Raw genomic sequence first — 26,494 nt, 5'->3', positions numbered from 1 at the left:
GCTGGAGTATGCTATAATGAAATCAAGTTAATAACTCGGCCGGAGAACAGGAGAGACCATGAATGCGTTATCGTTAATTCGATAATGTGCATTTATGGTCTCTTTTTTTGTTTTTAATGGCAGATTAGGGATATTAATATCTATATAACTTATGCGAACAAATGAACCAATTGAATATAATGACTGAATTCACGAGTAAACCGCGCGAATTCACGAGTAAACCGTGTGAATTCACGAGTAAATGGCGCGAATTCACGAGTAAACCGCGCGAATTCACGAGTAAATCGTGTGAATTCACGAGTAAATGGCGCGAATTCACGAGTAAAAGTGCAGAATTCACGAGTGAACAGCACCATCCATACAAAAAACAATAGAATGCAATACTTAAAGGAGGAATCAGGCATGAGGTTTTCAAATATATATCGGGAAGAAACGGTCGAAACTCTGAAAAAAGAAAAATTTGATGTGGTTGTCATTGGTGGGGGAATTACCGGTGCAGGGATCGCTCTGGATGCAACGACCCGTGGGATGAAAGTGGCTTTGGTTGAAATGCAGGATTTTGCTGCTGGTACTTCAAGCCGCTCGACAAAGCTTGTTCATGGCGGATTGCGGTATTTGAAGCAATTTGAAATAAAAATGGTTGCCGAGGTTGGTAAAGAGCGAGAAATCGTTTATGAGAATGGACCGCATGTGACCACGCCGGAATGGATGCTGTTACCGATGCATAAAGGAGGCACGTTCGGGAAATTCAGTACTTCGATTGGGCTTCGGGTCTATGATTTCCTTGCAGGGGTTAAAAAATCTGAACGCAGGAAAATGCTTTCGGCGGATGAAACACTAAAACGGGAGCCTCTCGTTAAGAAAGAGGGACTGAAGGGCGGAGGCTACTATGTTGAATATCGGACAGATGATGCACGTCTTACGATTGAAGTCATGAAGGCGGCTGTCGATAAAGGTGCAACACCGATAAATTATACAAAAGTAGATAAATTGTTATATGAAAACGGTAAGGTGAACGGAATCCATGTGGCCGATTTGCTTTCAGGTGATGCTTATGAAATATACGCAGACAAAGTTATTAATGCAGCAGGTCCATGGGTGGATTCCATTCGTGAGAAGGACCAATCGAAACAAGGGAAGACGCTGAAGTTATCCAAGGGTGTTCACGTGGTCATCGACCAATCGAAATTCCCGTTGAAGCAGGCGCTTTATTTTGATACGCCTGATGGCCGGATGATTTTTGCCATCCCGAGAGCAGGTAAAGCTTATGTAGGGACTACGGATACTTTTTATGATGGTGATCCTGCTGTGCCGACCGTTACTTCCGAAGACCGTGCCTATCTATTAAAGTCCATACATTATATGTTTCCAGAAGTGAACATTACGGATGATGATATCGAATCCAGCTGGGCTGGGGTAAGGCCGTTGATTCTTGAAGAAGGGAAAGATCCTTCTGAGATATCAAGGAAAGATGAAATCTGGGAGTCCGATTCTGGCCTTATCACGATTGCTGGTGGGAAATTGACCGGTTATCGTAAAATGGCCAAAACGACGGTCGACCTTTTGGCAGGGAAGCTAGCCCAGCAATCCAATAAAATTTATCCAGCCAGCAGCACGAAAGGCATGCCGATTTCCGGAGGGGATGTTGGGGGATCAAGCAACTTCTCCTATTATATCAAGCAACATGTTCAAATGGGAGTTGACTCAGGGCTCGCTGCAAAGGACGCCAAAGAGATATTGGCCATGTACGGGTCCAACGCACCTATACTATTCGATATCGCCAAAAACGAAGGAGACGGAGGAGCGAACAGCGGTCTTCCAAAGAAATTGTTCGTACAGCTGAAATACGCAGTTGATCATGAAATGGCCGCAACCCCAGTGGATTTCTTTTTCCGCAGGACGGGGACACTGTTATTTGATATCGATTTAGTCCAAACGCATAAACATGCAGTGATCGATTATATGGCTGGATATTTTGGATGGACGGAATCAACAAAAATGGAGAGAACCAATCAATTGGAACAGGAAATATTGGGTGCGATTAAAGTATCTTGATCAATATGCAAAAAACATGACGCCGGCGGAATCGCTGGCGTTTTTTTGTATTCGGAATGTGATTATCGGGATATTTGCAAGTGGAAAAATAAAAATGTTAATGTGAGGTTTCCTTACGCAGAAACTATTGTTTAATCCATCAAGATGAAATATAATCATTAAAAGATAAATTAGAATTTTCAAACTATAAAAGGGGGAGCTTGATTGTCTGAATTTATTACGGCTTTAAATGGAGTTTTATGGAGTTCACCAGTCATTTATATTTTATTGGGAGTAGGTTTAGTATTCTCGATTTTGACCCGTTTTCTGCAAGTGAGGCATATTAAGGAAATGGTCCTCTTGATGTTCCAAGGGAAAAGTTCGGAAGCGGGGGTTTCCTCATTCCAGGCTTTATCCATAGCCCTTTCAGGTCGGGTCGGTACAGGTAACATCGCAGGAGTGGCCACGGCTATCGCCTTTGGCGGTCCCGGTGCCGTTTTCTGGATGTGGGCCATCGCCTTCATAGGGGCTTCCAGTGCATTTGTGGAATCCACTTTAGCTCAAATTTATAAAGTCAAACAAGATGGACAATATCGGGGAGGCCCTGCTTATTATATTGAAAAAGGGATAGGGTGGAAGTGGTTTGCAGTCCTTTTTGCATTTGCAGCCCTTATAGCCATGGCCATCCTTATGCCAGGTGTTCAATCCAATTCGATTGCTGCCGGGATGGAAAATGCATTCGGCATCAAACCGGTATTCACTGGTTTGGCCATCGTCCTTTTACTTGGCTTCATTATATTCGGCGGTGTAAAACGGATAGCTAATGCTGCAACCTTAATCGTGCCTTTCATGGCCCTTGGTTATATATTGCTATCTGTCGTCATCGTCCTAATGAATATCACAGAATTACCAAGAGTCATCTCTTTGATATTCAGAAGTGCCTTCGGGTTAGATTCCGCATTTGGGGGAATCATTGGCATGGCGATAGCTTGGGGAGTGAAACGCGGCGTTTATTCGAATGAGGCCGGCCAAGGGACAGGCGCTCATCCGGCGGCTGCGGCTGAAGTATCACATCCGGCAAAGCAAGGTCTTGTTCAAGCATTCTCGGTTTATATCGACACATTATTCGTTTGTTCCGCTACAGCATTCATGATTTTATTTACAGGCATGTATAATACACAAGCGGAAAATGGTTCATATATCGTCAATAATTTGGGGGATGTAACACCTGGTCCAGGGTATACACAAGCGGCAATCGATAGTGTAATTCCAGGTTTTGGTGCTGGCTTTGTTGCAATCGCCCTTTTCTTCTTCGCCTTTACGACGATCATGGCCTACTATTATATCGCTGAAACCAATATCGCCTATTTAATGCGCAACCGGAATGGTAAATCTGCCATGTTTGCCTTGAAGCTCATCATCCTGGCGGCCAGTTTTTACGGATCCGTGCGTACGGCAGAGCTTGCTTGGGCATTAGGTGATGCGGGTTTAGGCATTATGGTATGGCTCAATGTCATTGCCATTTTAATTCTTGCTAAACCGGCGCTCATTACGTTAAAGGATTACGAAAAGCAAAAGAAAGCAGGGATCGATCCGGTTTTCAATCCAAAAGCTTTAGGCATAAAAAACGCCGATTTTTGGGAGCGTGAGTACACCGGCGACAAGGAAAATGTTTCTTGAGGGAAAATGCTATTAAATTAATTTAATAGAAGAAGATACATGAAAACCAGCTCAAGTTATTTACGAGCTGGTTTTTCATGATTTTACGATAACCAGGGGGGATGATATGTTAGCCAAATTAGCCCAAGAAATTGTGAACATAACCAGTGAAGTAAATGGCCATGATGTGCTTATCACGGATAGAGAAGGAATGGTTCTTGGTTCAAGCAATAAGCCGGGAAATTCTTGTTGGGGGCACTCCGCAAAGTGGAAGAACCATTTAAACTCTGGGTCTTAGCAAACCATCGAAAGAGGAAATCGTGGATTTTGTTCGTACTGGGAGGCCTAAGTTTCCGCATAAGGTGAGTCCAGTAAATAGGTAAAGCATGAATAAGGAGAGAAGAAACCGGCAGTCCTCGCCGCGTTTCTTCTCTCCTTCGCTTATTGAATCACCCGAACTCAAAAACGGGACGTTCTTTAAGATCTCTGCTTTATAAGCTGTAAGTCGATGTATAGTTGCATTCTCGAATGAAAGTCATCAAAATCGATTGAGGTGAGATCGGTTATTTGATTCAATCTATATTTCAATGTGTTGGTATGAATGTATAGCTGTTCCGATGTCGGTTTGATCCGGCAATTGTTCAAGAGATATATTTCCAGTGTTTGAAGGAGTTTGGTTTGGCTTTCCAGGTCCTTCTTTTGAAGAATTTCTAAATCCGTATTGATATAATTCGTTTTAGTATGATGGTTGGAGATCATTTCGAGGTAACGGAAAATCCCAAGCTTGCCATATTGGAAGGGAAGCTGTTCAGGTTCACCGATGAATTTGGCTGCGTTGATCACTTCCAGGGCTTCGAGATAGGATTTTCTTAATTGAAGAATCGAAGAGTACTCATTTCCGATTCCCGGGAATACCTTTTTGTCAGTGAATTGGGAAAGAACGGTGTTCGTTAAATCATTGGCGCTATCGGTAAGCAGGTCTTTCCCTTTTCCGTTGCTGCCAATCAGGACGATGATCTTCAATTGGTTTGTGAATACATGGGTAAAATGATTCAGCGCATTGGCGAACAGACTGACTGTATCCGCTAATTCATCGAAATGTTCCGCATCTGATTGAGCGATGGTAAAGACATTGACAAGGAAGGTTTCCGGAATGAGAAGACTCATATTGGCGGCTTCCCATTTTATTTGGTTTTCCGTTTGATAGACTTCGTCAATGACCTTTTGATAAAACTCATTTTTTTCTTCATCTTTTTTCATGTTTATCTGTTTTTTCTGATAAAGAAGCTTGCCGATATGATGGGAAACTTCGTGTAAAAATTCAAGATCGGAATCAGTCATCATTTCCGTTTCTTGGACCCAAATGAACCCGAAGACCTGTCCTTTATGAACGGCGCTCACAACGACCCTTTGATTTAACCCGATTTCCTCGATTTGTTTCACCCTAAAGGGATGCTCCACTGTTTTAAGCTGTTCGACAATGCCCTCATCCATGAATTTTTCCAGGATTGGAATCGGCCAATGCTTTGTGAAGATGGTTTGCCGATTGGCTTGGTCGAAGTGTTCGATATAATATGAACTATATGCCAGCAATAAAAATTGGTCATTTTCGATGACGACTGGTTTTTTTAAATAAGTGCTGACCATATCCGTTATATCGTTGATGTTTGTGAGTGTCAGGATTTTTTCTAATGACATATATGGCCCCCTGCAATTTTTTGAAGTATATGACAACTTAGTTTAATAATACTTTTAAACTAATGATGTGTATAGGGGCAAGAACAAAGAAGGAACGGTATATGAAAAAATACCGTTCCTTTTAGGGGTTTTATTTTTGTTTTAAAGTTTTTTCGAATTCTTCGAATTTCGCTTCTACTTCTTTTGATGGTTTTGCTGTTAGAAGACTGACCAGGATGATGGCAATCAAGCTTGCGCCAAAACCAGGAATCATTTCATAAAGCGTATCGGATAATCCTGCCATCGACCAGAAAATTACAGTAGCGGCACCAACGATCATCCCGGCTAAAGCGCCCCATCTTGTCATTCGCTTCCAGCAGAGGCTCAGTATGACCAATGGACCGAATGAAGATCCGAATCCAGCCCATGCATAGCCGACAAGTCCAAGGATCGTGTCATTCTGTTCCCAAGAGAGAATGAGCGCTATGACGGATATGGCCAGTACGGAAAGTCTGCCCAGGAAAACAAGCTCTTTATCTGAAGCGGAACGACGGAAGAAAGTTTTGTACATATCCTCCGTTAAAGAGCTGGCCGTAACCAAAAGCTGCGAAGAAATCGTGCTCATGATGGCTGCCAGTATCGCTGAAATCAAGAAACCAGTGATTAGCGGGTGGAATAGTATTTCCCCTAACTCTATGAAAATCGTTTCAGGATCAGCTAACTTCAGGTTGTTCTGATGAAAATACGTGATACCGATGAATCCAGTCAGCATGGCACCGATACTGGAGAAAATCATCCAGCCCATTCCGATAGTACGGGCTTTCTTGATTTCTTTAATAGAACTGATTGCCATAAAGCGGACAATGATATGCGGCTGTCCGAAGTAACCCAGTCCCCAAGCAAATAATGAGATGATTCCTAAAAAGCTGGTCCCCGTGAAAATATTCAACAGAGCAGGATCAATGGAACGTGGCGTGTCAATCGCAGGACCGAAACCGCCAACATGGAAAAGGGTGACGATCGGTACAAGAACCAAGGCGACAACCATGATGATCCCTTGAACAAAGTCTGTCCAGCTTACTGCCAGGAATCCACCGAATAAAGTATAGGCAACGGTGACGCCTGTTAAGATCCATAGGCCTGTATGGTAATCAAGGCCAAATGTACTTTGGAATAAGACTCCGCCGGATACCATTCCGGAAGAAACGTAAAAGGTAAAGAATACGAGGATAACCAAAGCCGAAATGAGCCTTAAGATCTGTGAGCCCTCGCCAAAACGATTTTCCAGGAAAGCGGGGATCGTAATCGAGTTATTGGCGACTTCCGTATAGGTCCTCAATCTTGGTGCAACATATAGCCAGTTCATATAGGCTCCTAATGTGAGACCGATTACAATCCAGATTGAACTTAGTCCTGTTGCGAACATGGCACCAGGCATACCCATTAAAAGCCAACCGCTCATATCCGCGGCACCGGCGCTCAATGCAGTGACGGCAGGTCCAAGACCACGGTCGCCCAGCATATAATCATTTAAATTGGAAGTTCTTTTGTATGCGAAGTAACCGATGAGAAGCATGCCAGCCATGTAAATGCTGATCGAAATTATTAATGCGTAATCCATAAAAGACTCCCTTCTTGATGAAATATATAATTTTTTGTTTTAAAAGAGGAAGCAACCTATTTGTCACTTCCTCCATTTACCTTCATTTTGGCTTCCGTATCCAGAATGGAGGATACGGAAACCATAAGGGTTTCAAATCATCTTCAAATTGCTTAATGGAACATTATCAGAATGTTTCAGATGTTGTTTTTGCTTGCATATGAAGCTGCAAGTAGTCCGGTCCGCCTGCCTTGGAATCAGTTCCTGACATGTTGAACCCGCCGAATGGCTGATAACCTACGATTGCACCAGTACAGCCGCGGTTGAAATACAAGTTCCCCACATGGAATTCTTCGCGTGCTTTTTCCATGTTAAGGCGATTTGTCGTAATGACAGCCCCAGTCAAACCATATTCAGTGTTATTGGCAATCTCAAGTGCTTCGTTAAAGTCCTTGGCTTTTGTGAAGGCAACGACTGGTCCGAAGATCTCTTCTTGCATCAAGCGGGCTTGCGGATCGACATCGGCAACGATTGTCGGTTGAACGAAGTAGCCTTTAGAGCTATCTCCTTCTCCGCCTGTCAGAATGCGTCCTTCTTGGTTCCCGATTTCAATGTAGCTCATGATTTTGTCAAAAGCCGCTTGGTCGATAACCGGTCCCATGAAGTGATTTTCTACAGGATTACCAACTGTAAGTTGTTTTGTTAATTCAACAGCACGAGCTAATACTTGATCATATACATCTTCAACGATGACAGCACGGGAACAAGCAGAACATTTTTGTCCAGAGAAACCAAATGCAGATTTAACGATCGATTGAGCAGCCAATTCAAGATCTGCCTCTTTGTCGACGACGATTGTATCTTTTCCGCCCATTTCAGCGATGACACGCTTCAGCCAAATTTGGCCTTCGTTCACTTCTGAAGCACGTTTGTAAATGCGCAGACCTACATCACGTGAACCTGTGAAGGAGATGAAACGTGTTTTAGGATGATCGACCAGGTAGTCGCCGACCTCTGCTCCGCTTCCTGGAACGAAATTCAACACACCTGCTGGAAGGCCTGCTTCAAGCATCACTTCAACGAATTTCGCAGCAACGATAGGAGTAGTAGAAGCTGGTTTCAACAGGATTGTGTTACCGGTAACGATAGCGGCAACAGCTGTACCTGCCATGATCGCAAATGGGAAGTTCCAAGGAGAAATGATGATGCCAACCCCTAATGGAATGTAATCATAGCGGTTGAATTCTCCCGGACGGCTTTGAACAGGCACACCATCTTTTAGAGTCAGCATTTGGCGAGCATAGAATTCAAGGAAATCGATTGCTTCCGCTGTATCAGCATCAGCCTCATTCCAAGGTTTTCCCGCTTCTTTCGTCAATAATGCAGAGAATTCATGCTTGCGTCTGCGAATGATGGCAGCCGCTTTGAATAAAACGTCAGCGCGGATTTCCGGCTTCACTTTTTTCCAGCTTTCAAAAGCGGTAACAGCTTCCTGCATGGCTTTTTCAGCAAGATCCCTATTCGCTTTCGATACGCGGCCGATGACCTCTTGCTTATCTGCAGGGTTATATGAAACGATTTTCTCGTCAGTCGTCACTTGCTCTGCCCCGATATAAAGAGGGTAGTCTTGCCCTAAGTAGCCCTCGACAGTTTGAAGCGCTTCCTGATATGCTTTTTTGTTTTCCTCGTTTGTAAAATCAACAAATGGTTCGTGTTTATATGAAATCATTGATAATCACACCTTTTAATAGATTTTTTGTAGCAATTAATAATGTTGAAAGTATATTTAGCTTCTGACCATCCCTTTGAAGGCAAAGGCAATATTGGATGGCCTTTCTGCAAGCCTTCTCATGAAGTATCCATACCAATCCAGACCGTATGGTACATAAACGCGCATTTTGTAACCTTGCTTGACCAATTCGTATTGAGTCTTGTTCCTCATGCCATAAAGCATTTGGAATTCGAATTGTGTATTTGGGATGTCATATTTCTTGGCCAGCTCTTTTGTATATTCGATGATTTTGTCATCATGTGAGGCAATGGCCGTATAATTTCCGTTAAGAAGACTTTGCTTAATCAACTTTTTATAGTTTTCGTCCACATCATTCTTCTCGGGAAAAGCCACCTCTGGAGATTCCTTGTAGGCACCCTTTACGAGACGCAGGAATGGCTTATATTGGCCAAGGTCCTCCAAATCTTTCTCTGTGCGGAATAAATATGCTTGTAGAACAGTGCTTATGCAGCTGTATTTTTCTTTGAACTGTCTAAAGATATCGATTGTTGCCTGACAGCGAACTTCATCTTCCATATCGATCGTGACCATGACTTTATGTTTTTCGGCTGTATCAAGAATTTTCGTCATATTCTCAATCACTAGTTTATGATCGATATCAAGTCCTAAAGAAGTCATTTTCAGAGAAACCTGTGAATCAAGTTTTTCCCTGCTGATCATTTCGATGGTTTCGATGCATTCTGCCGTCCGTTCCAGAGTCACTTCCTTGGAATCAACGAATTCCCCAAGATGGTCGACTGTAACCGACAAGCCGCTATTATTAAGTTGTTTAATGAATTTAATGGAACTTTGGAAATCAGTTCCCCCAATGATCTTTCCAGCAGCAAAATTTCCTCCGCTTTTTTTAGCAATATTATTAAGCAGGTTATTCTTAGATAAAAATAAGAAAAAGTCCCTTGTAATGGCTTCCATATAAAGCGCACCCCCTAAGAAGATGTATTTCTTAAATTAAGCTTAAGGTTTTTCGACAATATTCTCAATGTTCTCAAAAAACAATAATTCTGTCATTTCTTTGTCGGTTTTGGACAAATGAAAAGGTTTACATTTCTGCTGATGAACGAAGGTTTATCTTTTGACTTAAAGAGAAACGCTAGAGGTAAAGCCTTTATTATTGATTAGGACTTCTATGAATGCGTTTAAAAGTGGCAGCTCGACCATAATCATCCAATGCGTTATAATGGACCATATTTAACAGAATTGGTCAATGTTCGAAGAAAATACGATAAATGGAGCGTTCAGACGTAAAATCGGTGAAAAACCGTAAAAATAAGTACATCGGCAAGCCGGGGAGGATAATGAATGGATGCTGTTCTTGAAGAACTTAGAGAAACATCGGGATTGATAGTAGGATTAATAATGGCCCTGGTAATTATGGGTCTGATCGGTTATGCCCTTACGAATGTACATGAATCCATCGTTTCACCTGTGGTTCAGTTCATAAAGAAAATGTTCGGCCGGAAATAGCTCAAGCGGAATACATAACCTTTTGTCCCTAATCAATAACTAGCCCTTGTTAAAGAAATCCCTGCAGGGTTTGTCTAAAAGGGACAAAGAACCCCAATATAAACATATCAGCCGAGAATGAAGAAAATCCCCCGCTCTTAATGGAAGTGGGGGATTTTAATTCAAGGTCGTTGAATCTTATCTGAATATTGAAAAGCTGGGGCCGTTGGAATGAAGGTTATTTCCGAAAGGAAAGCTTGGATTTGGGAGCATGGATAGGAGAGTATGAACAAGAATTGAATAATACATTTAGGCCCGGCCATAAGCCAGGGCCTTTTTGTTTACAAATCAAAGTAGTCATCTGCCTTTGCGCCTGTATCTAAACTTCGAACCGCCTTCATGATTTTCTTTAAAACCCCGGCAGACGGCACATACTTGGGATCGCTGCAAACTCTGCTTATCGTATTGCGTGAGATTCCTGACGCACTTACGAACTCCTCTTGGGTATATCCGTGCTTATCGATTAATTTACCGACCTTGCTTCGCGGCTTTCTCTTCCCGAATCTAAACATTTGATAACCTCCTAGAATGATTTACTAGCAGTCTCGTCCAGCTTTCACAAAAATATACACATAGTTTCGCAAATGTTTGGGATACAAAATTGAAAAGTGTTCCCGGGTTGGTTGTATGATGAAGCTTCTATTTCTTTGAATTTATTTCCATTTAAATTATAATAATAGATAGGCAGCGAACACAGACTGGATAATGCAAGTGAATGGTTAATTCATATGTACCTTAGGGGGAAACCATGGGAAGAATAGTTCATTTCGAAATTCATGTGAATGACATGTAACGGGCAAAGGCGTTTTATGGAGAGGTGTTCGGGTGGTCATTTCAAGACTGGAGTGATTATGCAGGGATGCCATACTTTGGAGCGGTAACTGGCAATGAGAATGAACATGGTATCGATGGTGCTTTGATGCAGCGTCAAAGTGCTCCGCCGGAAACACACCAAGCGTTAAATGCATTTGCGTGTACCATTGGCGTGGAAAATTACGATTTAACGGAAGCTAAAATTATTGAGAATGGCGGCAAGCTCGCAATGCCCAAATTTGCCCTGCCCGGAATGGCTTGGCAAGGATACTATATCGATCCCGAAGGCAATACTTTTGGAATTCATCAACCCGATGTGAATGCAAAATAGGGTGGATAATGGGTGAATTAAAACATGGAATCACGAGATACGGAAGCCATGCTTGATTAAGAAGGCTATTTACGTGCGGCACCGAAACGTATGGTAAAGAAATGGAATGAGTTGAAAACAAAGTGAAGAAAGGCGGACGATCTGCCTTTCTTTAATTTTTTACGTGTAAGACGGACTCGGGATTATTATAAAGAGAGGGATTGTAGTCTCTCATCCGAAGAGCGTTTAAAAGTAATAATTTGTATCTTGAAATAAGCAGCTAACTTTAAAGATTGCGAGAATCAATCAAGATTTAATTGAAGGAAAGGTGTTTGGTTGAGGTGAATGTTGAATCTTTTTTTTCCGAGAACATTAAAGAGGCACTTAAGAATGATCCGCCCGGTGCATGGATGCCAGATCTGCCAAATGGTTGTATTCGCTTGAGTTCAGGCTATCCTGATCCTGCTCTCGTTCCTGCTGAGGAGCTCAAGGAAGCTGTAGCCAGACTTCTTGATGAGGAGCAGGATTTGCCGCTCCATTATCTCGGAAGTCCACGAATTCCAAGACTAAAGCAGCAAATCCAGAAAAGGTTGGCAGAGCGTGGAATTTGCGTTTTGGAAGAACAGCTTTTGATTACATCAGGAGCTTGCCAGGGGATTGATCTTATTGCCCGCGTTCTTCTTGATGATGAAGCGGTTGTAGCGGTAGAGTCGCCCACCTACATGGAGGCTTTGGAGATTTTTCAAAACTATACGAAACGGATCATTAGTATACCTATAGATGAACAGGGACTCCAAACATACCGTTTAAAGGAAATGCTGGATGAAAGAAAACGCACAGGTCAAACCCTCCCGCGTTTTTTATATACAATCCCAACTTTTCAAAATCCAACTGGAACGACTATGACGATTGAGCGCCGGAAGCATTTAGTGGAGCTTTCCATCGAGTATGATTTCCTCATTCTGGAGGATGATGCATACGGGGAATTATCCTTCGATGAAAATCCGGTCCCGATAAAATCTATTGATAAATGCGGGCGAGTCCTGCAAGTCGGGTCATTATCCAAGGTTGTTGCGCCAGGAATGCGGATTGGATGGATAGCGGGAGAAAGTGAATTCATCAAGGCTTTTGAGTGGTTTAAAAAAGATTTAGACCATCCGTTTGCTCAAAGTTCAATGGCTGTATACTTAGAAAACACCGATTTTGAGAAACGGCTCGACCTTCTAAAAGATACGTATCGTTCTAAATGCACTGCGTTAATCCGTTCGATGGAACAATTCCTTCCAGAATCCGTTTCCTGGTATGTACCAGATGGCGGTTACTTTGTATGGGTGAGAATTCCAGGGGTGGACACATCGCAGTTATTATCACAGGCTCTGGCTGAGGGTGTTTCATATGTTCCAGGGAAATATTTTTTCTTGGATCAAAACGATGGAACCGAGTTTCTCCGGCTCTCGTTCAGTTATGCCAATGAGAAAGAAATGATCGAGGGTATACGAAGACTAGGACAGCTTATCGCATCTAGTTTGTCCTGAAGGATTGTTAGTTTTGTAATCTATAAGTTATTTTGCTGTATTTGTACGCCTACTTCCTTAAAGGGGTAGGTTTTTTTATTCTTTATATCTGAATTAAGAAGCGAAAATAAGTTCTTCCGACCATGAGAGAGGAAATGGTCCATACATTACATTAAAAAAAGCATGAAAATTTTATCGCAATGCTTGAAGGAGATATTAGGGGGGAGTGGTGGACAAATTGACAAAAAGAAAAAACCCTTGATATATCAAGGGTTTTCGGAAATGGAGCATAGCGGGATCGAACCGCTGACCTCTACGCTGCCAGCGTAGCGCTCTCCCAGCTGAGCTAATGCCCCGAATTGAGGTACAATAATTATTTTATCGGATTTTGGTGAAAAGTCAATATAAAATATGAGGTTTTTACAAAAATGATAAAAAATCCGTTTGAGGATAGTCAAACGGATCAGACTAGAGACGCGATGAATCACGTAGCTACAGATTTTTTGTTTATACGATTGGATGTAAAAGACCTGCCGCAAAAGATTTCATGTTAATCCATCTCTGGGTTCATTTTCATTTATCACGTGCTTCATCAGATTCTAGTATTTAAAGCTTATATTTTTTTACTTATCCTGAATTATATCCGTGATGGTGTATGTTTTAACATCAACACGTGCAATGGAGAGATCCCGGTTTAATACATAAGCCTGATCCCCATCCTGGCTAAAGACGATTGCTTGCCTTGGTTCTTTGAACCCCCCGATTGTCTTAACTACGCGGTGATCAGCGACATTGATAACGTCAATCGTATGATCAGCTTTGTTGCTTGCGAAAAGGAGTTTATCATCAGGAGATAGAGCGGCGCCATATGGCTCGCGTCCCACTTTGATTTCACCCTTTATATTACCATCTAGCGTATCCACTGCGGAAATGCTGTTGCGTCCGCTGTTGGCTGCATATAATGTTCCTCCATCAGCGGTAATCGAGATTCCGCGAATATTGGAGAACCCTGTTATTTCACGAATGATTTTTTTGGTGGCGGCATTAACGATAGACACTTTATCTCCTTGAAAGTTCGTGACAAAGATATATTTTCCGTCCGAAGAGACTTTAATGCCTTGCCTTGGTTGGGCGAAACCGGTAATGACGTCAATCGGTTTTCGTTTTTCCAGATCCACAATCGTGACGGAATTGTGTGCTTGATTGTTCACATACAATGTCTTGCCATCCGGACTGACAGCGGTACCGAATGCACCTGGACCAACGACAACTTCATCTTTCAAGGTGAAGTTTTTTAAGCTGTAAAAACGAATCGTACCGAGAGTACTGTCAGAGACGATGAACTCTGAGCCGCCATCAATAAACACGATGTTTCTCGGTGAAGCGAAGCCGTCGATCTTTTTACGCAACTTGCCTTTGGTAAGATCATAGACCAGGATGGATTGTTCACGGCTATCCGAGACAATCGCTATTTGTTCATCCGGACTTACGGCAAGGGAATTGTTGGTGATGTGGGTGTCAAAGCCTGTTGCCAACTCTGGGCTTTTACTTTTAATAGAAGAAGCACCTATTACATTTGGTATGAAAAACACAAATAGTAAGGGTATCCATATACTTTTTACCTTCATTTTTTTAAACATCACTCACCTCGGGAAATTATTTTCTTGATAATGGTTTATATCCCTGTCAATATCCTGCTGGTTGTCCTGACCACCTTCCTTTAAAATGTATAAGTCAAGCCGGATTTCGTCCTTTCACTATATATAAACGAATAGAGCAGGATATCGGTTTGGTCATTTTGTAATTATAATAAATGTATAGAGTGGACCCTTAGATGAATAATGGATTAGGCCACAGTGAAGTCACGTAACACTAGACTTCCTCTCTGACCGATGGATGATAGTAAATGTCCATATATAGGTGTTAGATTCTGATGCTGGAGATAAAAATTGAGGATTGTGGAAGTTTTCGATTGGTTTAGGCAGGTAAGACTTAGCCATTCATTGATGTCCAACTGGACTTGCCAAGGGGGGAAAATGTTTAACGGAGTGGACTCGTATAGGTATGGAGGAAAGTTAAGGAGAATTTCAAAAGGGGTTCGGAATGTTTAATTCCCAACCCCTTTTATGAAATGTTTGAGTGCAGTCAAACGGCCTTTAATTTTATACATTTTCGATCTCCACCCGTGCAATTTCCTTAAGATTGGAGACGGTGTAATACACTTCCGATGTTCTGACTTTGTGATCGACCAGAACTTTAAGGGTCAAAAGGTGGTTGTCATTTGCCACATCTTTGATTCTGAGATTCTTGATGAATATTTTTTCGTCTTTGATTTTTTTCAGTACGATTGCAATGTCATCTTTATTTTGTACGACCAGCTGCAGAAAGATTTCTTTTTGCCGTAACTTCATCGGTCCGAGCCAGGTGACGATTGCAGGCACCAATTCCACACTAATGATCAATAAGATGACGCCGGCTATGGCCTCGAGGAAAAAACCAGCTCCAACGGCAATCCCGATTCCCGCCGCTCCCCAGATGATGGCGGCTGTCGTTAAACCGGATATGCTGTTGTTGTCACGCCGGAGAATGACGCCAGCACCTATAAAACCGACGCCGGAAACGATCTGGGCCGCAAGACGCAAGGGGTCCATTGTGATATTAACGTCTTCGCTACCCGGGAATTTATAAGCGGATTCCATGGAAACGATCGTTAATAAACAGCTGACAATTGAAATGACCAGGCTTGTTTTTAATCCAACGGGTTTTCGTTTCATTTCTCGCTCTAGGCCGATAATTAGTCCAAGTAGAGCTGAAATCCCCAATTTGATTAGGATTTGCAGTTCCGATTGAGGGTCGAATGTCCATTCCATTTTGTTTCACCACTTCCGAATTATTATCGAAGAATAAAATCGTCTGTTGCCATATACCCGTTTTTCAAAAAAACTACCCTAATAATTTTAACATAGTAGAATAGAGTTCTATGTAACGTAATTCCGTTGAAAGGAGGAATCTAAGTGCAAATGCCAAAAGTGAATCCCTATGTAGCGTTGGCAATCGGTGTGGCATCCGTATCGTTTTCAGCCATCCTTGTTAAATTGGCGACCGCTCCATCGGGTGTTATCGCCTTTTACCGTTTATTATTTACCGTCCTTCTTATGTTGCCGGTTTTCGTGGTGAAATACCGTCATGAACTTAAATTCATTGAAAAAAAGGATTGGCTGTATTCGATTGCGGCAGGAGTGTTTTTGGCTTTTCATTTTATCTTATGGTTTGAATCGCTTAATTACACATCGGTCGCAAGTTCAACCGTCCTTGTAACCCTCCAGCCTTTATTCGCTTTTGCCGGAGCCCACCTGTTTTTTAAAGAAAGATTTTCAGTGAAGGCAATATTGAGCGGCATCATTGCGATAGCAGGCAGCCTTGTAATTAGCTGGGGTGATTTGAGAATCAGCGGCATGGCGCTTTGGGGAGATATTCTTTCGCTTGTCGCATGTGCGCTCGTAACCGGATATTTACTGTTTGGTCAAAATGTCCGAAAACGCATCTCTTCTATAACATATACATTTGTCGTGTATGCAATCAGCGCCGTCGCCTTGTTTTTTTATGTGATCTTCAAGGGAGAGGCATTGGCGCCTTATCCTGCTTCCGATTGGATCTATTTCGTTTTGCTTGCCATTTTCCCGACTTTATTAGGACATTCTTTATTCAATTGGTCACTAAAATGGTTAAGCACATCGACGCTTTCGATGGGAATATTGCTTGAACCGGTGGGAGCGACAATTCTGGCTTACTTCATATTAGATGAACCGATACTCTGGACGCAGGTCCTTGGAGGTACCATCATATTGGGTGGTTTGATGATGTTCTTAAAGGATGAAAAGAAAAGCAAGGAACATAAAGAGGCGCAAGTCTCCGTATAAAAGCAGTAAGTCTCCCGACTTACTGCTTTTATCTAATATGGGTGAAACAAATAGGTGATCCGTGTGAAAATCAAAGCGAAAGTAAAGCTGAATAAAAACGTCGTACCGTTCACCTTGCCTTTTTCTCTGCTGAACTTGATGGCTTCATAAAAAGCGGTACTGAATAAGTAAAGGGCCATACTGTAGGAAATGAGTAATCCGATTAATGGCAGATTCATTGCTTCACCTCATGGAAAAAAGATATCTATATATGACTATTTGTGTTTCTTTGGAAATATGCTTCGTTTATTCATAAAACATGGGCATGGCCCGGATGTAGGGGAGGGGTGTGATGATGTAAAGAATATATAGAAGGAAATAGGTGAAAATGTTTTTTTTGAAAAAAGTTTTAAAAAACGTATTGCAAACATTTTTAGTACATGGTATATTATTTCTTGTCGCTAAGACAGCAACTTAAACAGCTAACAAGTTGTTAAAAAAGATTTTAAAAAAGTTGTTGACGAAACGTGACAGAATGTGTTACATTATAGAGGTCGCTTCTGAGAGAAACGACATCGAAATTGCTCTTTGAAAACTGAACAAAACAAAGCGCCAACGTTAAATTTTAAGTGAGCACACACTATCAAAAAAGCAAATGAGCAAGTCAAACATTTCTTCGGAGAGTTTGATCCTGGCTCAGGACGAACGCTGGCGGCGTGCCTAATACATGCAAGTCGAGCGAATCGATGGGAGCTTGCTCCCTGAGATTAGCGGCGGACGGGTGAGTAACACGTGGGCAACCTGCCTATAAGACTGGGATAACTTCGGGAAACCGGAGCTAATACCGGATACGTTCTTTTCTCGCATGAGAGAAGATGGAAAGACGGTTTACGCTGTCACTTATAGATGGGCCCGCGGCGCATTAGCTAGTTGGTGAGGTAATGGCTCACCAAGGCGACGATGCGTAGCCGACCTGAGAGGGTGATCGGCCACACTGGGACTGAGACACGGCCCAGACTCCTACGGGAGGCAGCAGTAGGGAATCTTCCGCAATGGACGAAAGTCTGACGGAGCAACGCCGCGTGAACGAAGAAGGCCTTCGGGTCGTAAAGTTCTGTTGTTAGGGAAGAACAAGTACCAGAGTAACTGCTGGTACCTTGACGGTACCTAACCAGAAAGCCACGGCTAACTACGTGCCAGCAGCCGCGGTAATACGTAGGTGGCAAGCGTTGTCCGGAATTATTGGGCGTAAAGCGCGCGCAGGTGGTTCCTTAAGTCTGATGTGAAAGCCCACGGCTCAACCGTGGAGGGTCATTGGAAACTGGGGAACTTGAGTGCAGAAGAGGAAAGTGGAATTCCAAGTGTAGCGGTGAAATGCGTAGAGATTTGGAGGAACACCAGTGGCGAAGGCGACTTTCTGGTCTGTAACTGACACTGAGGCGCGAAAGCGTGGGGAGCAAACAGGATTAGATACCCTGGTAGTCCACGCCGTAAACGATGAGTGCTAAGTGTTAGAGGGTTTCCGCCCTTTAGTGCTGCAGCTAACGCATTAAGCACTCCGCCTGGGGAGTACGGCCGCAAGGCTGAAACTCAAAGGAATTGACGGGGGCCCGCACAAGCGGTGGAGCATGTGGTTTAATTCGAAGCAACGCGAAGAACCTTACCAGGTCTTGACATCCTCTGACAACCCTAGAGATAGGGCTTTCCCCTTCGGGGGACAGAGTGACAGGTGGTGCATGGTTGTCGTCAGCTCGTGTCGTGAGATGTTGGGTTAAGTCCCGCAACGAGCGCAACCCTTGATCTTAGTTGCCAGCATTCAGTTGGGCACTCTAAGGTGACTGCCGGTGACAAACCGGAGGAAGGTGGGGATGACGTCAAATCATCATGCCCCTTATGACCTGGGCTACACACGTGCTACAATGGATGGTACAAAGGGCTGCAAACCTGCGAAGGTAAGCGAATCCCATAAAGCCATTCTCAGTTCGGATTGCAGGCTGCAACTCGCCTGCATGAAGCCGGAATCGCTAGTAATCGCGGATCAGCATGCCGCGGTGAATACGTTCCCGGGCCTTGTACACACCGCCCGTCACACCACGAGAGTTTGTAACACCCGAAGTCGGTGAGGTAACCTTCATGGAGCCAGCCGCCTAAGGTGGGACAGATGATTGGGGTGAAGTCGTAACAAGGTAGCCGTATCGGAAGGTGCGGCTGGATCACCTCCTTTCTAAGGATAATTACGAGAGCGCTTTTGTTTTGTTCAGTTTTGAATGAGTAATTCATTCAAATAGGAAGACGAACATCACGATGTGATGGATTCTTTCTGCTTTGTTCCTTGAAAACTAGATAATAGATAGAAGGCAATTAATTTTTTTCAAAGCATCTGTAAGATCTTTTTTAACGGTTAAGTTAGAAAGGGCGCACGGTGGATGCCTTGGCACTAGGAGCCGATGAAGGACGGGACTAACACCGATATGCTTCGGGGAGCTGTAAGTAAGCTTTGATCCGGAGATTTCCGAATGGGGAAACCCACTGTTCGTAATGGAACAGTATCTTTACCTGAATACATAGGGTACTGAAGGCAGACCCGGGGAACTGAAACATCTAAGTACCCGGAGGAAGAGAAAGCAAACGCGATTTCCTGAGTAGCGGCGAGCGAAACGGAATTAGCCCAAACCAAGAGGCTTGCCTCTTGGGGTTGTAGGACACTCAACATGGAGTTACAAAGGAACGGGGTAAATGAAGCGACCTGGAAAGGTCCGTCGAAGAAGGTAAAAACCCTGTAGTTGAAACTTCGTTCCCTCCTGAGTGGATCCTGAGTACGGCGGGACACGAGAAATCCCGTCGGAAGCAGGGAGGACCATCTCCCAAGGCTAAATACTCCCTAGTGACCGATAGTGAACCAGTACCGTGAGGGAAAGGTGAAAAGCACCCCGGAAGGGGAGTGAAATAGATCCTGAAACCGTGTGCCTACAAGTAGTCAAAGCCCGTTAATGGGTAATGGCGTGCCTTTTGTAGAATGAACCGGCGAGTTACGATTTCATGCGAGGTTAAGTTGATGAGACGGAGCCGCAGCGAAAGCGAGTCTGAATAGGGCGAATGAGTATGAGGTCGTAGACCCGAAACCAGGTGATCTACCCATGTCCAGGGTGAAGTTCAGGTAACACTGAATGGAGGCCCGAACCCACGCACGTTGAAAAGTGCGGGGATGAGGTGTGGGTAGCGGAGAAATTCCAATCGAACCTGGAGATAGCTGGTTCTCTCCGAAATAGCTTTAGGGCTAGCCTCAAGATGAGAGTATTGGAGGTAGAGCACTGATTGGACTAGGGGCCCCCAACGGGTTACCGAATTCAGTCAAACTCCGAATGCCAAATACTTATTCTTGGGAGTCAGACTGCGAGTGATAAGATCCGTAGTCGAAAGGGAAACAGCCCAGACCACCAGCTAAGGTCCCAAAGTATACGTTAAGTGGAAAAGGATGTGGAGTTGCTTAGACAACCAGGATGTTGGCTTAGAAGCAGCCACCATTTAAAGAGTGCGTAATAGCTCACTGGTCGAGTGACTCCGCGCCGAAAATGTACCGGGGCTAAACGTATCACCGAAGCTGTGGATTGACACCGTATGGTGTCGATGGTAGGAGAGCGTTCTAAGGGCGTTGAAGTCAGACCGGAAGGACTGGTGGAGCGCTTAGAAGTGAGAATGCCGGTATGAGTAGCGAAAGAAGGGTGAGAATCCCTTCCACCGAATGCCTAAGGTTTCCTGAGGAAGGCTCGTCCGCTCAGGGTTAGTCGGGACCTAAGCCGAGGCCGAAAGGCGTAGGCGATGGACAACAGGTTGATATTCCTGTACCACCTATACATCGTTTGAACGATGGGGGGACGCAGAAGGATAGGGTAAGCGCGCTGTTGGATATGCGCGTCCAAGCAGTTAGGCCGGAAACGAGGCAAATCCCGTTTCCATTAAGGCGGAGCTGTGATGGCGAGGGAAATATAGTACCGAAGTTCCTGATTCCACGCTGCCAAGAAAAGCCTCTAGTGAGATGTAAGGTGCCCGTACCGCAAACCGACACAGGTAGGCGAGGAGAGAATCCTAAGGTGTGCGAGAGAACTCTCGTTAAGGAACTCGGCAAAATGACCCCGTAACTTCGGGAGAAGGGGTGCTTTTTAGGGTGAATAGCCCAGAAAAGCCGCAGTGAATAGGCCCAGGCGACTGTTTAGCAAAAACACAGGTCTCTGCGAAGCCGCAAGGCGAAGTATAGGGGCTGACACCTGCCCGGTGCTGGAAGGTTAAGGGGAGAGGTTAGCGCAAGCGAAGCTTTGAACCGAAGCCCCAGTAAACGGCGGCCGTAACTATAACGGTCCTAAGGTAGCGAAATTCCTTGTCGGGTAAGTTCCGACCCGCACGAAAGGTGTAACGATCTGGGCACTGTCTCAACGAGAGACTCGGTGAAATTATAGTACCTGTGAAGATGCAGGTTACCCGCGACAGGACGGAAAGACCCCGTGGAGCTTTACTGCAGCCTGATATTGAATTTTGGTACAGCTTGTACAGGATAGGTAGGAGCCTGAGAAGCCGGAGCGCCAGCTTCGGTGGAGGCGTTGGTGGGATACTACCCTGGCTGTATTGAAATTCTAACCCGCGCCCCTTATCGGGGTGGGAGACAGTGTCAGGTGGGCAGTTTGACTGGGGCGGTCGCCTCCTAAAGAGTAACGGAGGCGCCCAAAGGTTCCCTCAGAATGGTTGGAAATCATTCGTAGAGTGTAAAGGCACAAGGGAGCTTGACTGCGAGACCTACAAGTCGAGCAGGGACGAAAGTCGGGCTTAGTGATCCGGTGGTTCCGCATGGAAGGGCCATCGCTCAACGGATAAAAGCTACCCCGGGGATAACAGGCTTATCTCCCCCAAGAGTCCACATCGACGGGGAGGTTTGGCACCTCGATGTCGGCTCATCGCATCCTGGGGCTGTAGTCGGTCCCAAGGGTTGGGCTGTTCGCCCATTAAAGCGGTACGCGAGCTGGGTTCAGAACGTCGTGAGACAGTTCGGTCCCTATCCGTCGCGGGCGCAGGAAATTTGAGAGGAGCTGTCCTTAGTACGAGAGGACCGGGATGGACGCACCGCTGGTGTACCAGTTGTCTTGCCAAAGGCATAGCTGGGTAGCTACGTGCGGACGGGATAAGTGCTGAAAGCATCTAAGCATGAAGCCCCCCTCAAGATGAGATTTCCCATGGCGCAAGCTAGTAAGATCCCTGAAAGATGATCAGGTTGATAGGTCAGAGGTGGAAGCATGGTGACATGTGGAGCTGACTGATACTAATAGATCGAGGACTTAACCAACGCTTTTTAAAAAATGAAATACCTTCTTATTATCTAGTTTTGAAGGAATGAAAATTTCTTCTTGCATTTTCTCAAAAAGACGTTATAATAATATATGTCTTGGAAAAATGTTAACATTGTTTGGTGACGATAGCGAAGAGGTCACACCCGTTCCCATTCCGAACACGGCAGTTAAGCTCTTCAGCGCCGATGGTAGTTGGGGGTTTCCCCCTGTGAGAGTAGGACGTCGCCAAGCAGGTTTCATATGGAGGATTAGCTCAGCTGGGAGAGCATCTGCCTTACAAGCAGAGGGTCGGCGGTTCGATCCCGTCATCCTCCACCATTTTACACCTGCCGGTGTAGCTCAACTGGTAGAGCAACTGACTTGTAATCAGTAGGTTGGGGGTTCAAGTCCTCTTGCCGGCACCACTTTTTAAGATAGTACAAGCACGAGCCATTAGCTCAGTTGGTAGAGCATCTGACTTTTAATCAGAGGGTCGAAGGTTCGAATCCTTCATGGCTCACCATTTATATGCGGGTGTGGCGGAATTGGCAGACGCACCAGACTTAGGATCTGGCGCCGCAAGGCGTGGGGGTTCAAGTCCCTTCACCCGCATCTTTCATGCGGAAGTAGTTCAGTGGTAGAATACAACCTTGCCAAGGTTGGGGTCGCGGGTTCGAATCCCGTCTTCCGCTCCACTTTTCGTATGTGCCGGGGTGGCGGAACTGGCAGACGCACAGGACTTAAAATCCTGCGGTAGGTGACTACCGTACCGGTTCGATTCCGGTCCTCGGCACCATCATAAATATGCGCCCGTAGCTCAATTGGATAGAGCATCTGACTACGAATCAGAAGGTTGTAGGTTCGACTCCCGCCGGGCGCACCATGTTTTTATTGCGGGAAGTAGCTCAGCTTGGTAGAGCACTTGGTTTGGGACCAAGGGGTCGCAGGTTCGAATCCTGTCTTCCCGACCACGTGATTTTTAATGAATGGGGCCTTAGCTCAGCTGGGAGAGCGCCTGCCTTGCACGCAGGAGGTCAGCGGTTCGATCCCGCTAGGCTCCACCATTTTTCAATCAGAAACTTATATTATATTGGCGGTGTAGCTCAGCTGGCTAGAGCGTACGGTTCATACCCGTGAGGTCGGGGGTTCGATCCCCTCCGCCGCTACCAATAAATATAAGGACCTTTAGCTCAGCTGGTTAGAGCAGACGGCTCATAACCGTCCGGTCGTAGGTTCGAGTCCTACAAGGTCCACCATATTCATTTTTTTAAGCCGTGGAGGTATACCCAAGTTCGGCTGAAGGGATCGGTCTTGAAAACCGACAGGGGAGTCAAATCCCGCGGGGGTTCGAATCCCTCTACCTCCTCCATTTTTTCTAAAAGCAGCAAGTTGTTTTAAAACAACCTTACATAAAGGATGCGGACGAAACAATATTCACGAAAACTTGATGCTAATCGTTTCATTATTACCGTCGCGGGGTGGAGCAGTCCGGTAGCTCGTCGGGCTCATAACCCGAAGGTCGCAGGTTCAAATCCTGTCCCCGCAATTATTAGGTCCCGTGGTGTAGCGGTTAACATGCCTGCCTGTCACGCAGGAGATCGCGGGTTCGATTCCCGTCGGGACCGCCATTATTTAAATTGAATACATATGTGGCTCAGTAGCTCAGTCGGTAGAGCAAAGGACTGAAAATCCTTGTGTCGGCGGTTCGATTCCGTCCTGAGCCACCATATATTACAAATTACGGCGATTGTGGCGAAGTGGTTAACGCACCTGATTGTGGTTCAGGCATTCGTGGGTTCGATTCCCATCAGTCGCCCCATTTCGCGGGTGTAGTTTAGTGGTAAAACCTCAGCCTTCCAAGCTGATGATGAGGGTTCGATTCCCTTCACCCGCTCCAAATATGGGCCTATAGCTCAGCTGGTTAGAGCGCACGCCTGATAAGCGTGAGGTCGATGGTTCGAGTCCATTTAGGCCCACCATATTCATATTGTTCCGCAGTAGCTCAGTGGTAGAGCATTCGGCTGTTAACCGAACGGTCGTAGGTTCGAGTCCTACCTGCGGAGCCATGGGGAAGTACTCAAGAGGCTGAAGAGGCGCCCCTGCTAAGGGTGTAGGTCGCGCGAGCGGCGCGAGGGTTCAAATCCCTCCTTCTCCGCCAGTTGGCCCGTTGGTCAAGCGGTTAAGACACCGCCCTTTCACGGCGGTAACACGGGTTCGAATCCCGTACGGGTCATAACAAAAAAGGAAGCATACATTCATGTATGCTTCTTTTTTTTATTTATTTTCCTTGATATAACCGTCTTTTTGTTTATAGGGAATGTCTCCAAGTTGGGATTGTATATTTTCTTCTTTCAGGGTATCTTCATATTCCTTTTGCTTTTTGTTCGGTATATCCACTCTCGTTTTTCCTTCGATATCATTTGCGGCAAATCCTTCATAGTCTTCAGGAAATCCATCCGTTTCATCCTCGTTTTTATAAAGATCATTGTAATTGTCATGATCACTGGTATAATCAGATGGCGTTTCTGATGTACCGAATTTGGCCACTTCCCCAAAGCTATCTTCTTTAGCCGCCATTTCGATTCCATGACGATTTTCAAAATGATCACCCTTGGATGGAATCAGTATATCCTCTTCCACTGGCCTGTCTTGTGAAAGCGTTCGTTCTGGGGCATGCTCGACACAGTAGAGGGTGCTTGGGATTGCTTCAAGCCTCTCGATGGGGATTTCCTTATTGCAGGTTTTACAATGGCCATACGATCCTTCTTCCATGGCTTTCAAAGCTTCTTCTATTTTCTCCATTTCGGATTGTGCATGCTCATCGAGTGCTTGATTCCGTTCCATTTCGAATAATTCGGTCCCTAGGTCTGCAGGATGATTATCATAGGATGATAATTCACCTACGGATTCCGTCTGGCTTTTATCCAGAACTGATTGTTCATCATTTTGAATTCTATTACATAGCTCATTTTTTTCCTGAAGCAGTTCTTTTTTTAATTTTTGCGTTTGTTGTTTCGTTGCCATATCCAATTCACTCCTTCTAAACTAAAGTCCAAATCTCTTTTTATATTGATAAGGTGGTTGTATTATCTATTACCCGAATCGGAGTATAGGAAAACAATATGGCACGGAAGATAGAAAAAAGGACTGAGCGGATGGGCTCAGTCCCCGGAGACTATATAAGATAGCTGATGAATAATCCAATGGCCATGAGTAAGCCAAAGAAGGTGTTCGTTTGGGCAGTGGCTTTCATTGCCGGCACCATCGTGATCGGCTGTGTTTTACCTACGAAGCCTTTTATTGCGGCCATTGCCTTCGGTATGCTAAGGAAGGCAAGGAGAATCCAAGCCGTAACGCTTCCGGTAAGAACTAGCCCAACAAGCCATAGATAAGAGAAAGCGAACATGATTGCCATGAATGTCAGGGCGTTTTTCCTGCCCATCACGACTGGCATCGTTTTGCGGCCATGTGCCTTATCCCCATCATGATCCCGGAGGTTATTGGATAAGTTGATCAGCCCTACCAGTATCCCACTTGGAATGGCAATTAAGATGGCTGTTGAAGAAACATCACCGGTTTGAATGAAAAAGGCGATCAGGATTATCAAAAAGCCCATGAACAATCCAGAAAAAAGTTCCCCGAACGGTGTATATGAAATGGGCAGGGGACCGCCTGTATAAAGATAGCCGACAAGCATGCAAACGAGGCCTACTGCAGCTAGCCACCAAGACGATGCGGCACAGATATAGATTCCAATGATCAAGGCGATGGCATACATCCCAAGGGCCAAGTTCATGATTAGTCTGGGGGTCATCCCATGGCGGACGATCCCGCCTCCGATGCCTACGGATTCCTCCGTATCCAGGCCTCTCTTGAAATCATAGTATTCATTGAATAAATTGGTTGCAGCTTGAATCAGGATACTTGCAACCATCATGGCAGCGAATAGTAACCAATTCACTCCATCTTCCAAAAGTGCAATCACAGTTCCAAGTAAGACTGGGACAAAAGCTGCGGTTAGTGTATGTGGACGAATTAACTCCCACCAAATCTTCCAGGTCCGTTTAAGGGGAAGTCCGTCGTATTCTGTTTGCATTATTTCTCTCCTCAAAATCATTATTGGTTCTCTCGAAATTATAACAAATATTGAAATGTTGCACAAAAGGTTATCCTAATAAATGCAGGAAAAGTGGGTATGGGTGTAATTGAAATTCATGGGTGATGCATTTCCAAAATCAAGGGTATTTCTCTACATTCGCTAAGATTCATATAATAAGGAAAAAAGCAGGGAAGAATCGTTCGGTAAAGGGGCGTTTTATTGACATGAGGTTCAAGGGAGGTGTATCTTTAAATAGGTTAAATAGCTTTTAAAATGTAC

The 26,494-nt window shown here is 44.6% G+C and carries 17 protein-coding genes, 22 tRNA genes, 3 rRNA genes and 1 pseudogene; 32 read left to right on the top strand and 11 right to left on the bottom strand.

Annotated elements, in window-relative coordinates; genetic code table 11:
- Positions 1–161: 161 nt before the first annotated feature.
- The 4 genes from NYE65_RS09930 to NYE65_RS09915 all read left to right on the top strand — a co-directional run bounded on the left by NYE65_RS09930 (position 162) and on the right by NYE65_RS09915 (position 3,991).
- Positions 162–374: a hypothetical protein gene (locus NYE65_RS09930; protein ID WP_340860836.1), complete on the top strand. Its 213-nt coding sequence runs from the start codon at positions 162–164 to the stop codon at positions 372–374.
- Positions 375–402: 28 nt separating this feature from the next.
- A complete protein-coding gene (locus NYE65_RS09925; RefSeq protein WP_340860834.1) occupies positions 403–2,055 on the top strand; it encodes a glycerol-3-phosphate dehydrogenase/oxidase in 1,653 nt (550 codons plus the stop codon).
- A gap of 204 nt (positions 2,056–2,259) precedes the next feature.
- Positions 2,260–3,714 (top strand): alanine/glycine:cation symporter family protein, encoded by a 1,455-nt coding sequence (locus tag NYE65_RS09920; protein WP_340860832.1) that lies wholly within the window; start codon positions 2,260–2,262, stop codon positions 3,712–3,714.
- Positions 3,715–3,820: 106 nt separating this feature from the next.
- On the top strand, positions 3,821–3,991 hold the full coding sequence (locus NYE65_RS09915; RefSeq protein ID WP_340860830.1) for a sugar diacid recognition domain-containing protein: 171 nt from the start codon (positions 3,821–3,823) through the stop codon (positions 3,989–3,991).
- Between the two features lie 179 nt (positions 3,992–4,170).
- Here NYE65_RS09915 and NYE65_RS09910 read toward each other — a convergent pair whose 3' ends face one another.
- The 4 genes from NYE65_RS09910 to NYE65_RS09895 all read right to left on the bottom strand — a co-directional run bounded on the left by NYE65_RS09910 (position 4,171) and on the right by NYE65_RS09895 (position 9,674).
- Entirely contained in the window at positions 4,171–5,391 is a 1,221-nt protein-coding gene (locus tag NYE65_RS09910; RefSeq protein ID WP_278089182.1) for a PucR family transcriptional regulator, read from the bottom strand.
- A gap of 130 nt (positions 5,392–5,521) precedes the next feature.
- Positions 5,522–6,991 carry a sodium/proline symporter PutP gene (putP, locus tag NYE65_RS09905; protein WP_096339239.1) on the bottom strand — a complete coding sequence of 490 codons (1,470 nt, stop codon included), beginning with the start codon at positions 6,989–6,991 and terminating at the stop codon, positions 5,522–5,524.
- 166 nt (positions 6,992–7,157) lie between these two features.
- Positions 7,158–8,699, bottom strand: a complete 1,542-nt coding sequence (gene pruA / locus NYE65_RS09900; RefSeq protein WP_101223545.1) for an L-glutamate gamma-semialdehyde dehydrogenase — start codon at positions 8,697–8,699, stop codon at positions 7,158–7,160.
- A 57-nt stretch (positions 8,700–8,756) separates the two neighbouring features.
- Positions 8,757–9,674 (bottom strand): proline dehydrogenase family protein, encoded by a 918-nt coding sequence (locus NYE65_RS09895; RefSeq protein ID WP_034310470.1) that lies wholly within the window; start codon positions 9,672–9,674, stop codon positions 8,757–8,759.
- A 387-nt stretch (positions 9,675–10,061) separates the two neighbouring features.
- Here NYE65_RS09895 and NYE65_RS09890 point away from each other — a divergent pair, with 387 nt between their 5' ends.
- Entirely contained in the window at positions 10,062–10,226 is a 165-nt protein-coding gene (locus NYE65_RS09890) for a hypothetical protein (RefSeq protein WP_340860821.1), read from the top strand.
- A gap of 320 nt (positions 10,227–10,546) precedes the next feature.
- Here NYE65_RS09890 and NYE65_RS09885 read toward each other — a convergent pair whose 3' ends face one another.
- On the bottom strand, positions 10,547–10,777 hold the full coding sequence (locus tag NYE65_RS09885; RefSeq protein WP_053536661.1) for a helix-turn-helix domain-containing protein: 231 nt from the start codon (positions 10,775–10,777) through the stop codon (positions 10,547–10,549).
- Positions 10,778–11,013: 236 nt separating this feature from the next.
- Between NYE65_RS09885 and NYE65_RS09880 the strand changes: the two are divergent.
- Positions 11,014–11,409 (top strand): annotated as a pseudogene (locus tag NYE65_RS09880) (VOC family protein).
- A gap of 320 nt (positions 11,410–11,729) precedes the next feature.
- Positions 11,730–12,923 (top strand): aminotransferase-like domain-containing protein, encoded by a 1,194-nt coding sequence (locus NYE65_RS09875; RefSeq protein ID WP_340860818.1) that lies wholly within the window; start codon positions 11,730–11,732, stop codon positions 12,921–12,923.
- A gap of 262 nt (positions 12,924–13,185) precedes the next feature.
- On the opposite strand, the gene NYE65_RS09870 is transcribed toward NYE65_RS09875, so the two are convergent.
- The 3 genes from NYE65_RS09870 to NYE65_RS09860 form a co-directional block, all read right to left on the bottom strand.
- A tRNA-Ala gene (locus tag NYE65_RS09870) sits at positions 13,186–13,258 on the bottom strand.
- A 267-nt stretch (positions 13,259–13,525) separates the two neighbouring features.
- On the bottom strand, positions 13,526–14,542 hold the full coding sequence (locus NYE65_RS09865; protein ID WP_340860816.1) for a YncE family protein: 1,017 nt from the start codon (positions 14,540–14,542) through the stop codon (positions 13,526–13,528).
- A gap of 522 nt (positions 14,543–15,064) precedes the next feature.
- A complete protein-coding gene (locus tag NYE65_RS09860) occupies positions 15,065–15,772 on the bottom strand; it encodes an MgtC/SapB family protein (RefSeq protein WP_057277968.1) in 708 nt (235 codons plus the stop codon).
- A gap of 150 nt (positions 15,773–15,922) precedes the next feature.
- Here NYE65_RS09860 and NYE65_RS09855 point away from each other — a divergent pair, with 150 nt between their 5' ends.
- A complete protein-coding gene (locus tag NYE65_RS09855; RefSeq protein WP_412762716.1) occupies positions 15,923–16,822 on the top strand; it encodes a DMT family transporter in 900 nt (299 codons plus the stop codon).
- 32 nt (positions 16,823–16,854) lie between these two features.
- Here the strand turns inward: NYE65_RS09855 and NYE65_RS09850 are convergent, their stop codons facing one another.
- Positions 16,855–17,040: a hypothetical protein gene (locus NYE65_RS09850; protein WP_034310479.1), complete on the bottom strand. Its 186-nt coding sequence runs from the start codon at positions 17,038–17,040 to the stop codon at positions 16,855–16,857.
- Positions 17,041–17,474: 434 nt separating this feature from the next.
- Here NYE65_RS09850 and NYE65_RS09845 point away from each other — a divergent pair.
- The 24 genes from NYE65_RS09845 to NYE65_RS09730 all read left to right on the top strand — a co-directional run bounded on the left by NYE65_RS09845 (position 17,475) and on the right by NYE65_RS09730 (position 24,349).
- Positions 17,475–19,025 (top strand): 16S ribosomal RNA (locus NYE65_RS09845).
- Positions 19,026–19,200: 175 nt separating this feature from the next.
- Positions 19,201–22,133 (top strand): 23S ribosomal RNA (locus tag NYE65_RS09840).
- A 119-nt stretch (positions 22,134–22,252) separates the two neighbouring features.
- Positions 22,253–22,368: ribosomal RNA gene (rrf, locus tag NYE65_RS09835) — 5S ribosomal RNA — on the top strand.
- The 16S, 23S and 5S rRNA genes sit together here with 21 tRNA genes alongside, the layout of an rRNA operon.
- 11 nt (positions 22,369–22,379) lie before the next feature.
- Positions 22,380–22,455 (top strand) — tRNA-Val (locus tag NYE65_RS09830).
- Between the two features lie 10 nt (positions 22,456–22,465).
- A tRNA-Thr gene (locus NYE65_RS09825) sits at positions 22,466–22,541 on the top strand.
- Positions 22,542–22,563: 22 nt separating this feature from the next.
- Positions 22,564–22,639: transfer RNA gene (locus NYE65_RS09820), tRNA-Lys, on the top strand.
- A gap of 7 nt (positions 22,640–22,646) precedes the next feature.
- Positions 22,647–22,728: transfer RNA gene (locus NYE65_RS09815), tRNA-Leu, on the top strand.
- Between the two features lie 8 nt (positions 22,729–22,736).
- Positions 22,737–22,811, top strand: a tRNA-Gly gene (locus tag NYE65_RS09810).
- Between the two features lie 12 nt (positions 22,812–22,823).
- Positions 22,824–22,912: transfer RNA gene (locus tag NYE65_RS09805), tRNA-Leu, on the top strand.
- Positions 22,913–22,922: 10 nt separating this feature from the next.
- A tRNA-Arg gene (locus NYE65_RS09800) sits at positions 22,923–22,999 on the top strand.
- 11 nt (positions 23,000–23,010) lie between these two features.
- Positions 23,011–23,087 (top strand) — tRNA-Pro (locus tag NYE65_RS09795).
- A 17-nt stretch (positions 23,088–23,104) separates the two neighbouring features.
- Positions 23,105–23,180, top strand: a tRNA-Ala gene (locus NYE65_RS09790).
- Between the two features lie 28 nt (positions 23,181–23,208).
- Positions 23,209–23,285: transfer RNA gene (locus tag NYE65_RS09785), tRNA-Met, on the top strand.
- 10 nt (positions 23,286–23,295) lie between these two features.
- A tRNA-Ile gene (locus tag NYE65_RS09780) sits at positions 23,296–23,372 on the top strand.
- Between the two features lie 20 nt (positions 23,373–23,392).
- Positions 23,393–23,485 (top strand) — tRNA-Ser (locus NYE65_RS09775).
- Positions 23,486–23,588: 103 nt separating this feature from the next.
- Positions 23,589–23,662 (top strand) — tRNA-Met (locus NYE65_RS09770).
- Between the two features lie 6 nt (positions 23,663–23,668).
- Positions 23,669–23,744, top strand: a tRNA-Asp gene (locus tag NYE65_RS09765).
- A 23-nt stretch (positions 23,745–23,767) separates the two neighbouring features.
- Positions 23,768–23,843: transfer RNA gene (locus tag NYE65_RS09760), tRNA-Phe, on the top strand.
- A gap of 16 nt (positions 23,844–23,859) precedes the next feature.
- Positions 23,860–23,935 (top strand) — tRNA-His (locus tag NYE65_RS09755).
- Between the two features lie 4 nt (positions 23,936–23,939).
- Positions 23,940–24,013: transfer RNA gene (locus NYE65_RS09750), tRNA-Gly, on the top strand.
- A gap of 5 nt (positions 24,014–24,018) precedes the next feature.
- Positions 24,019–24,095: transfer RNA gene (locus tag NYE65_RS09745), tRNA-Ile, on the top strand.
- A gap of 12 nt (positions 24,096–24,107) precedes the next feature.
- Positions 24,108–24,182: transfer RNA gene (locus NYE65_RS09740), tRNA-Asn, on the top strand.
- 1 nt (position 24,183) lies between these two features.
- Positions 24,184–24,274 (top strand) — tRNA-Ser (locus NYE65_RS09735).
- Positions 24,275–24,277: 3 nt separating this feature from the next.
- Positions 24,278–24,349 (top strand) — tRNA-Glu (locus NYE65_RS09730).
- 41 nt (positions 24,350–24,390) lie between these two features.
- Here NYE65_RS09730 and NYE65_RS09725 read toward each other — a convergent pair.
- On the bottom strand, positions 24,391–25,140 hold the full coding sequence (locus NYE65_RS09725) for a TraR/DksA C4-type zinc finger protein (RefSeq protein ID WP_340860808.1): 750 nt from the start codon (positions 25,138–25,140) through the stop codon (positions 24,391–24,393).
- Positions 25,141–25,291: 151 nt separating this feature from the next.
- The gene (locus tag NYE65_RS09720) at positions 25,292–26,212 is read right to left on the bottom strand and encodes a 1,4-dihydroxy-2-naphthoate polyprenyltransferase (protein WP_063574831.1); all 921 of its coding nucleotides are present in this window, start codon (positions 26,210–26,212) and stop codon (positions 25,292–25,294) included.
- Positions 26,213–26,494: the final 282 nt, after the last annotated feature.

Source organism: Peribacillus sp. FSL R5-0717, from assembly GCF_038002945.1.
Taxonomy (GTDB): Bacteria; Bacillota; Bacilli; order Bacillales; family DSM-1321; genus Peribacillus; species Peribacillus frigoritolerans.
This window is presented reverse-complemented; position numbering and strand designations above follow the sequence as displayed.

What these genes read in the sequence shown, in the direction of transcription:
- NYE65_RS09930 (WP_340860836.1), top strand. Translation starts at nt 162, where the DNA reads ATGAACCAATTGAATATAATGACTGAATTCACGAGTAAACCGCGCGAA.
- NYE65_RS09925 (WP_340860834.1), top strand. Translation starts at nt 403, where the DNA reads ATGAGGTTTTCAAATATATATCGGGAAGAAACGGTCGAAACTCTGAAA.
- NYE65_RS09915 (WP_340860830.1), top strand. Translation starts at nt 3,821, where the DNA reads ATGTTAGCCAAATTAGCCCAAGAAATTGTGAACATAACCAGTGAAGTA.
- NYE65_RS09910 (WP_278089182.1), bottom strand. Translation starts at nt 5,391, where the DNA reads ATGTCATTAGAAAAAATCCTGACACTCACAAACATCAACGATATAACG.
- putP (WP_096339239.1), bottom strand. Translation starts at nt 6,991, where the DNA reads ATGGATTACGCATTAATAATTTCGATCAGCATTTACATGGCTGGCATG.
- pruA (WP_101223545.1), bottom strand. Translation starts at nt 8,699, where the DNA reads ATGATTTCATATAAACACGAACCATTTGTTGATTTTACAAACGAGGAA.
- NYE65_RS09895 (WP_034310470.1), bottom strand. Translation starts at nt 9,674, where the DNA reads ATGGAAGCCATTACAAGGGACTTTTTCTTATTTTTATCTAAGAATAAC.
- NYE65_RS09890 (WP_340860821.1), top strand. Translation starts at nt 10,062, where the DNA reads ATGGATGCTGTTCTTGAAGAACTTAGAGAAACATCGGGATTGATAGTA.
- NYE65_RS09885 (WP_053536661.1), bottom strand. Translation starts at nt 10,777, where the DNA reads ATGTTTAGATTCGGGAAGAGAAAGCCGCGAAGCAAGGTCGGTAAATTA.
- NYE65_RS09865 (WP_340860816.1), bottom strand. Translation starts at nt 14,542, where the DNA reads ATGTTTAAAAAAATGAAGGTAAAAAGTATATGGATACCCTTACTATTT.
- NYE65_RS09860 (WP_057277968.1), bottom strand. Translation starts at nt 15,772, where the DNA reads ATGGAATGGACATTCGACCCTCAATCGGAACTGCAAATCCTAATCAAA.
- NYE65_RS09855 (WP_412762716.1), top strand. Translation starts at nt 15,923, where the DNA reads ATGCCAAAAGTGAATCCCTATGTAGCGTTGGCAATCGGTGTGGCATCC.
- NYE65_RS09850 (WP_034310479.1), bottom strand. Translation starts at nt 17,040, where the DNA reads ATGAATCTGCCATTAATCGGATTACTCATTTCCTACAGTATGGCCCTT.
- NYE65_RS09725 (WP_340860808.1), bottom strand. Translation starts at nt 25,140, where the DNA reads ATGGCAACGAAACAACAAACGCAAAAATTAAAAAAAGAACTGCTTCAG.
- NYE65_RS09720 (WP_063574831.1), bottom strand. Translation starts at nt 26,212, where the DNA reads ATGCAAACAGAATACGACGGACTTCCCCTTAAACGGACCTGGAAGATT.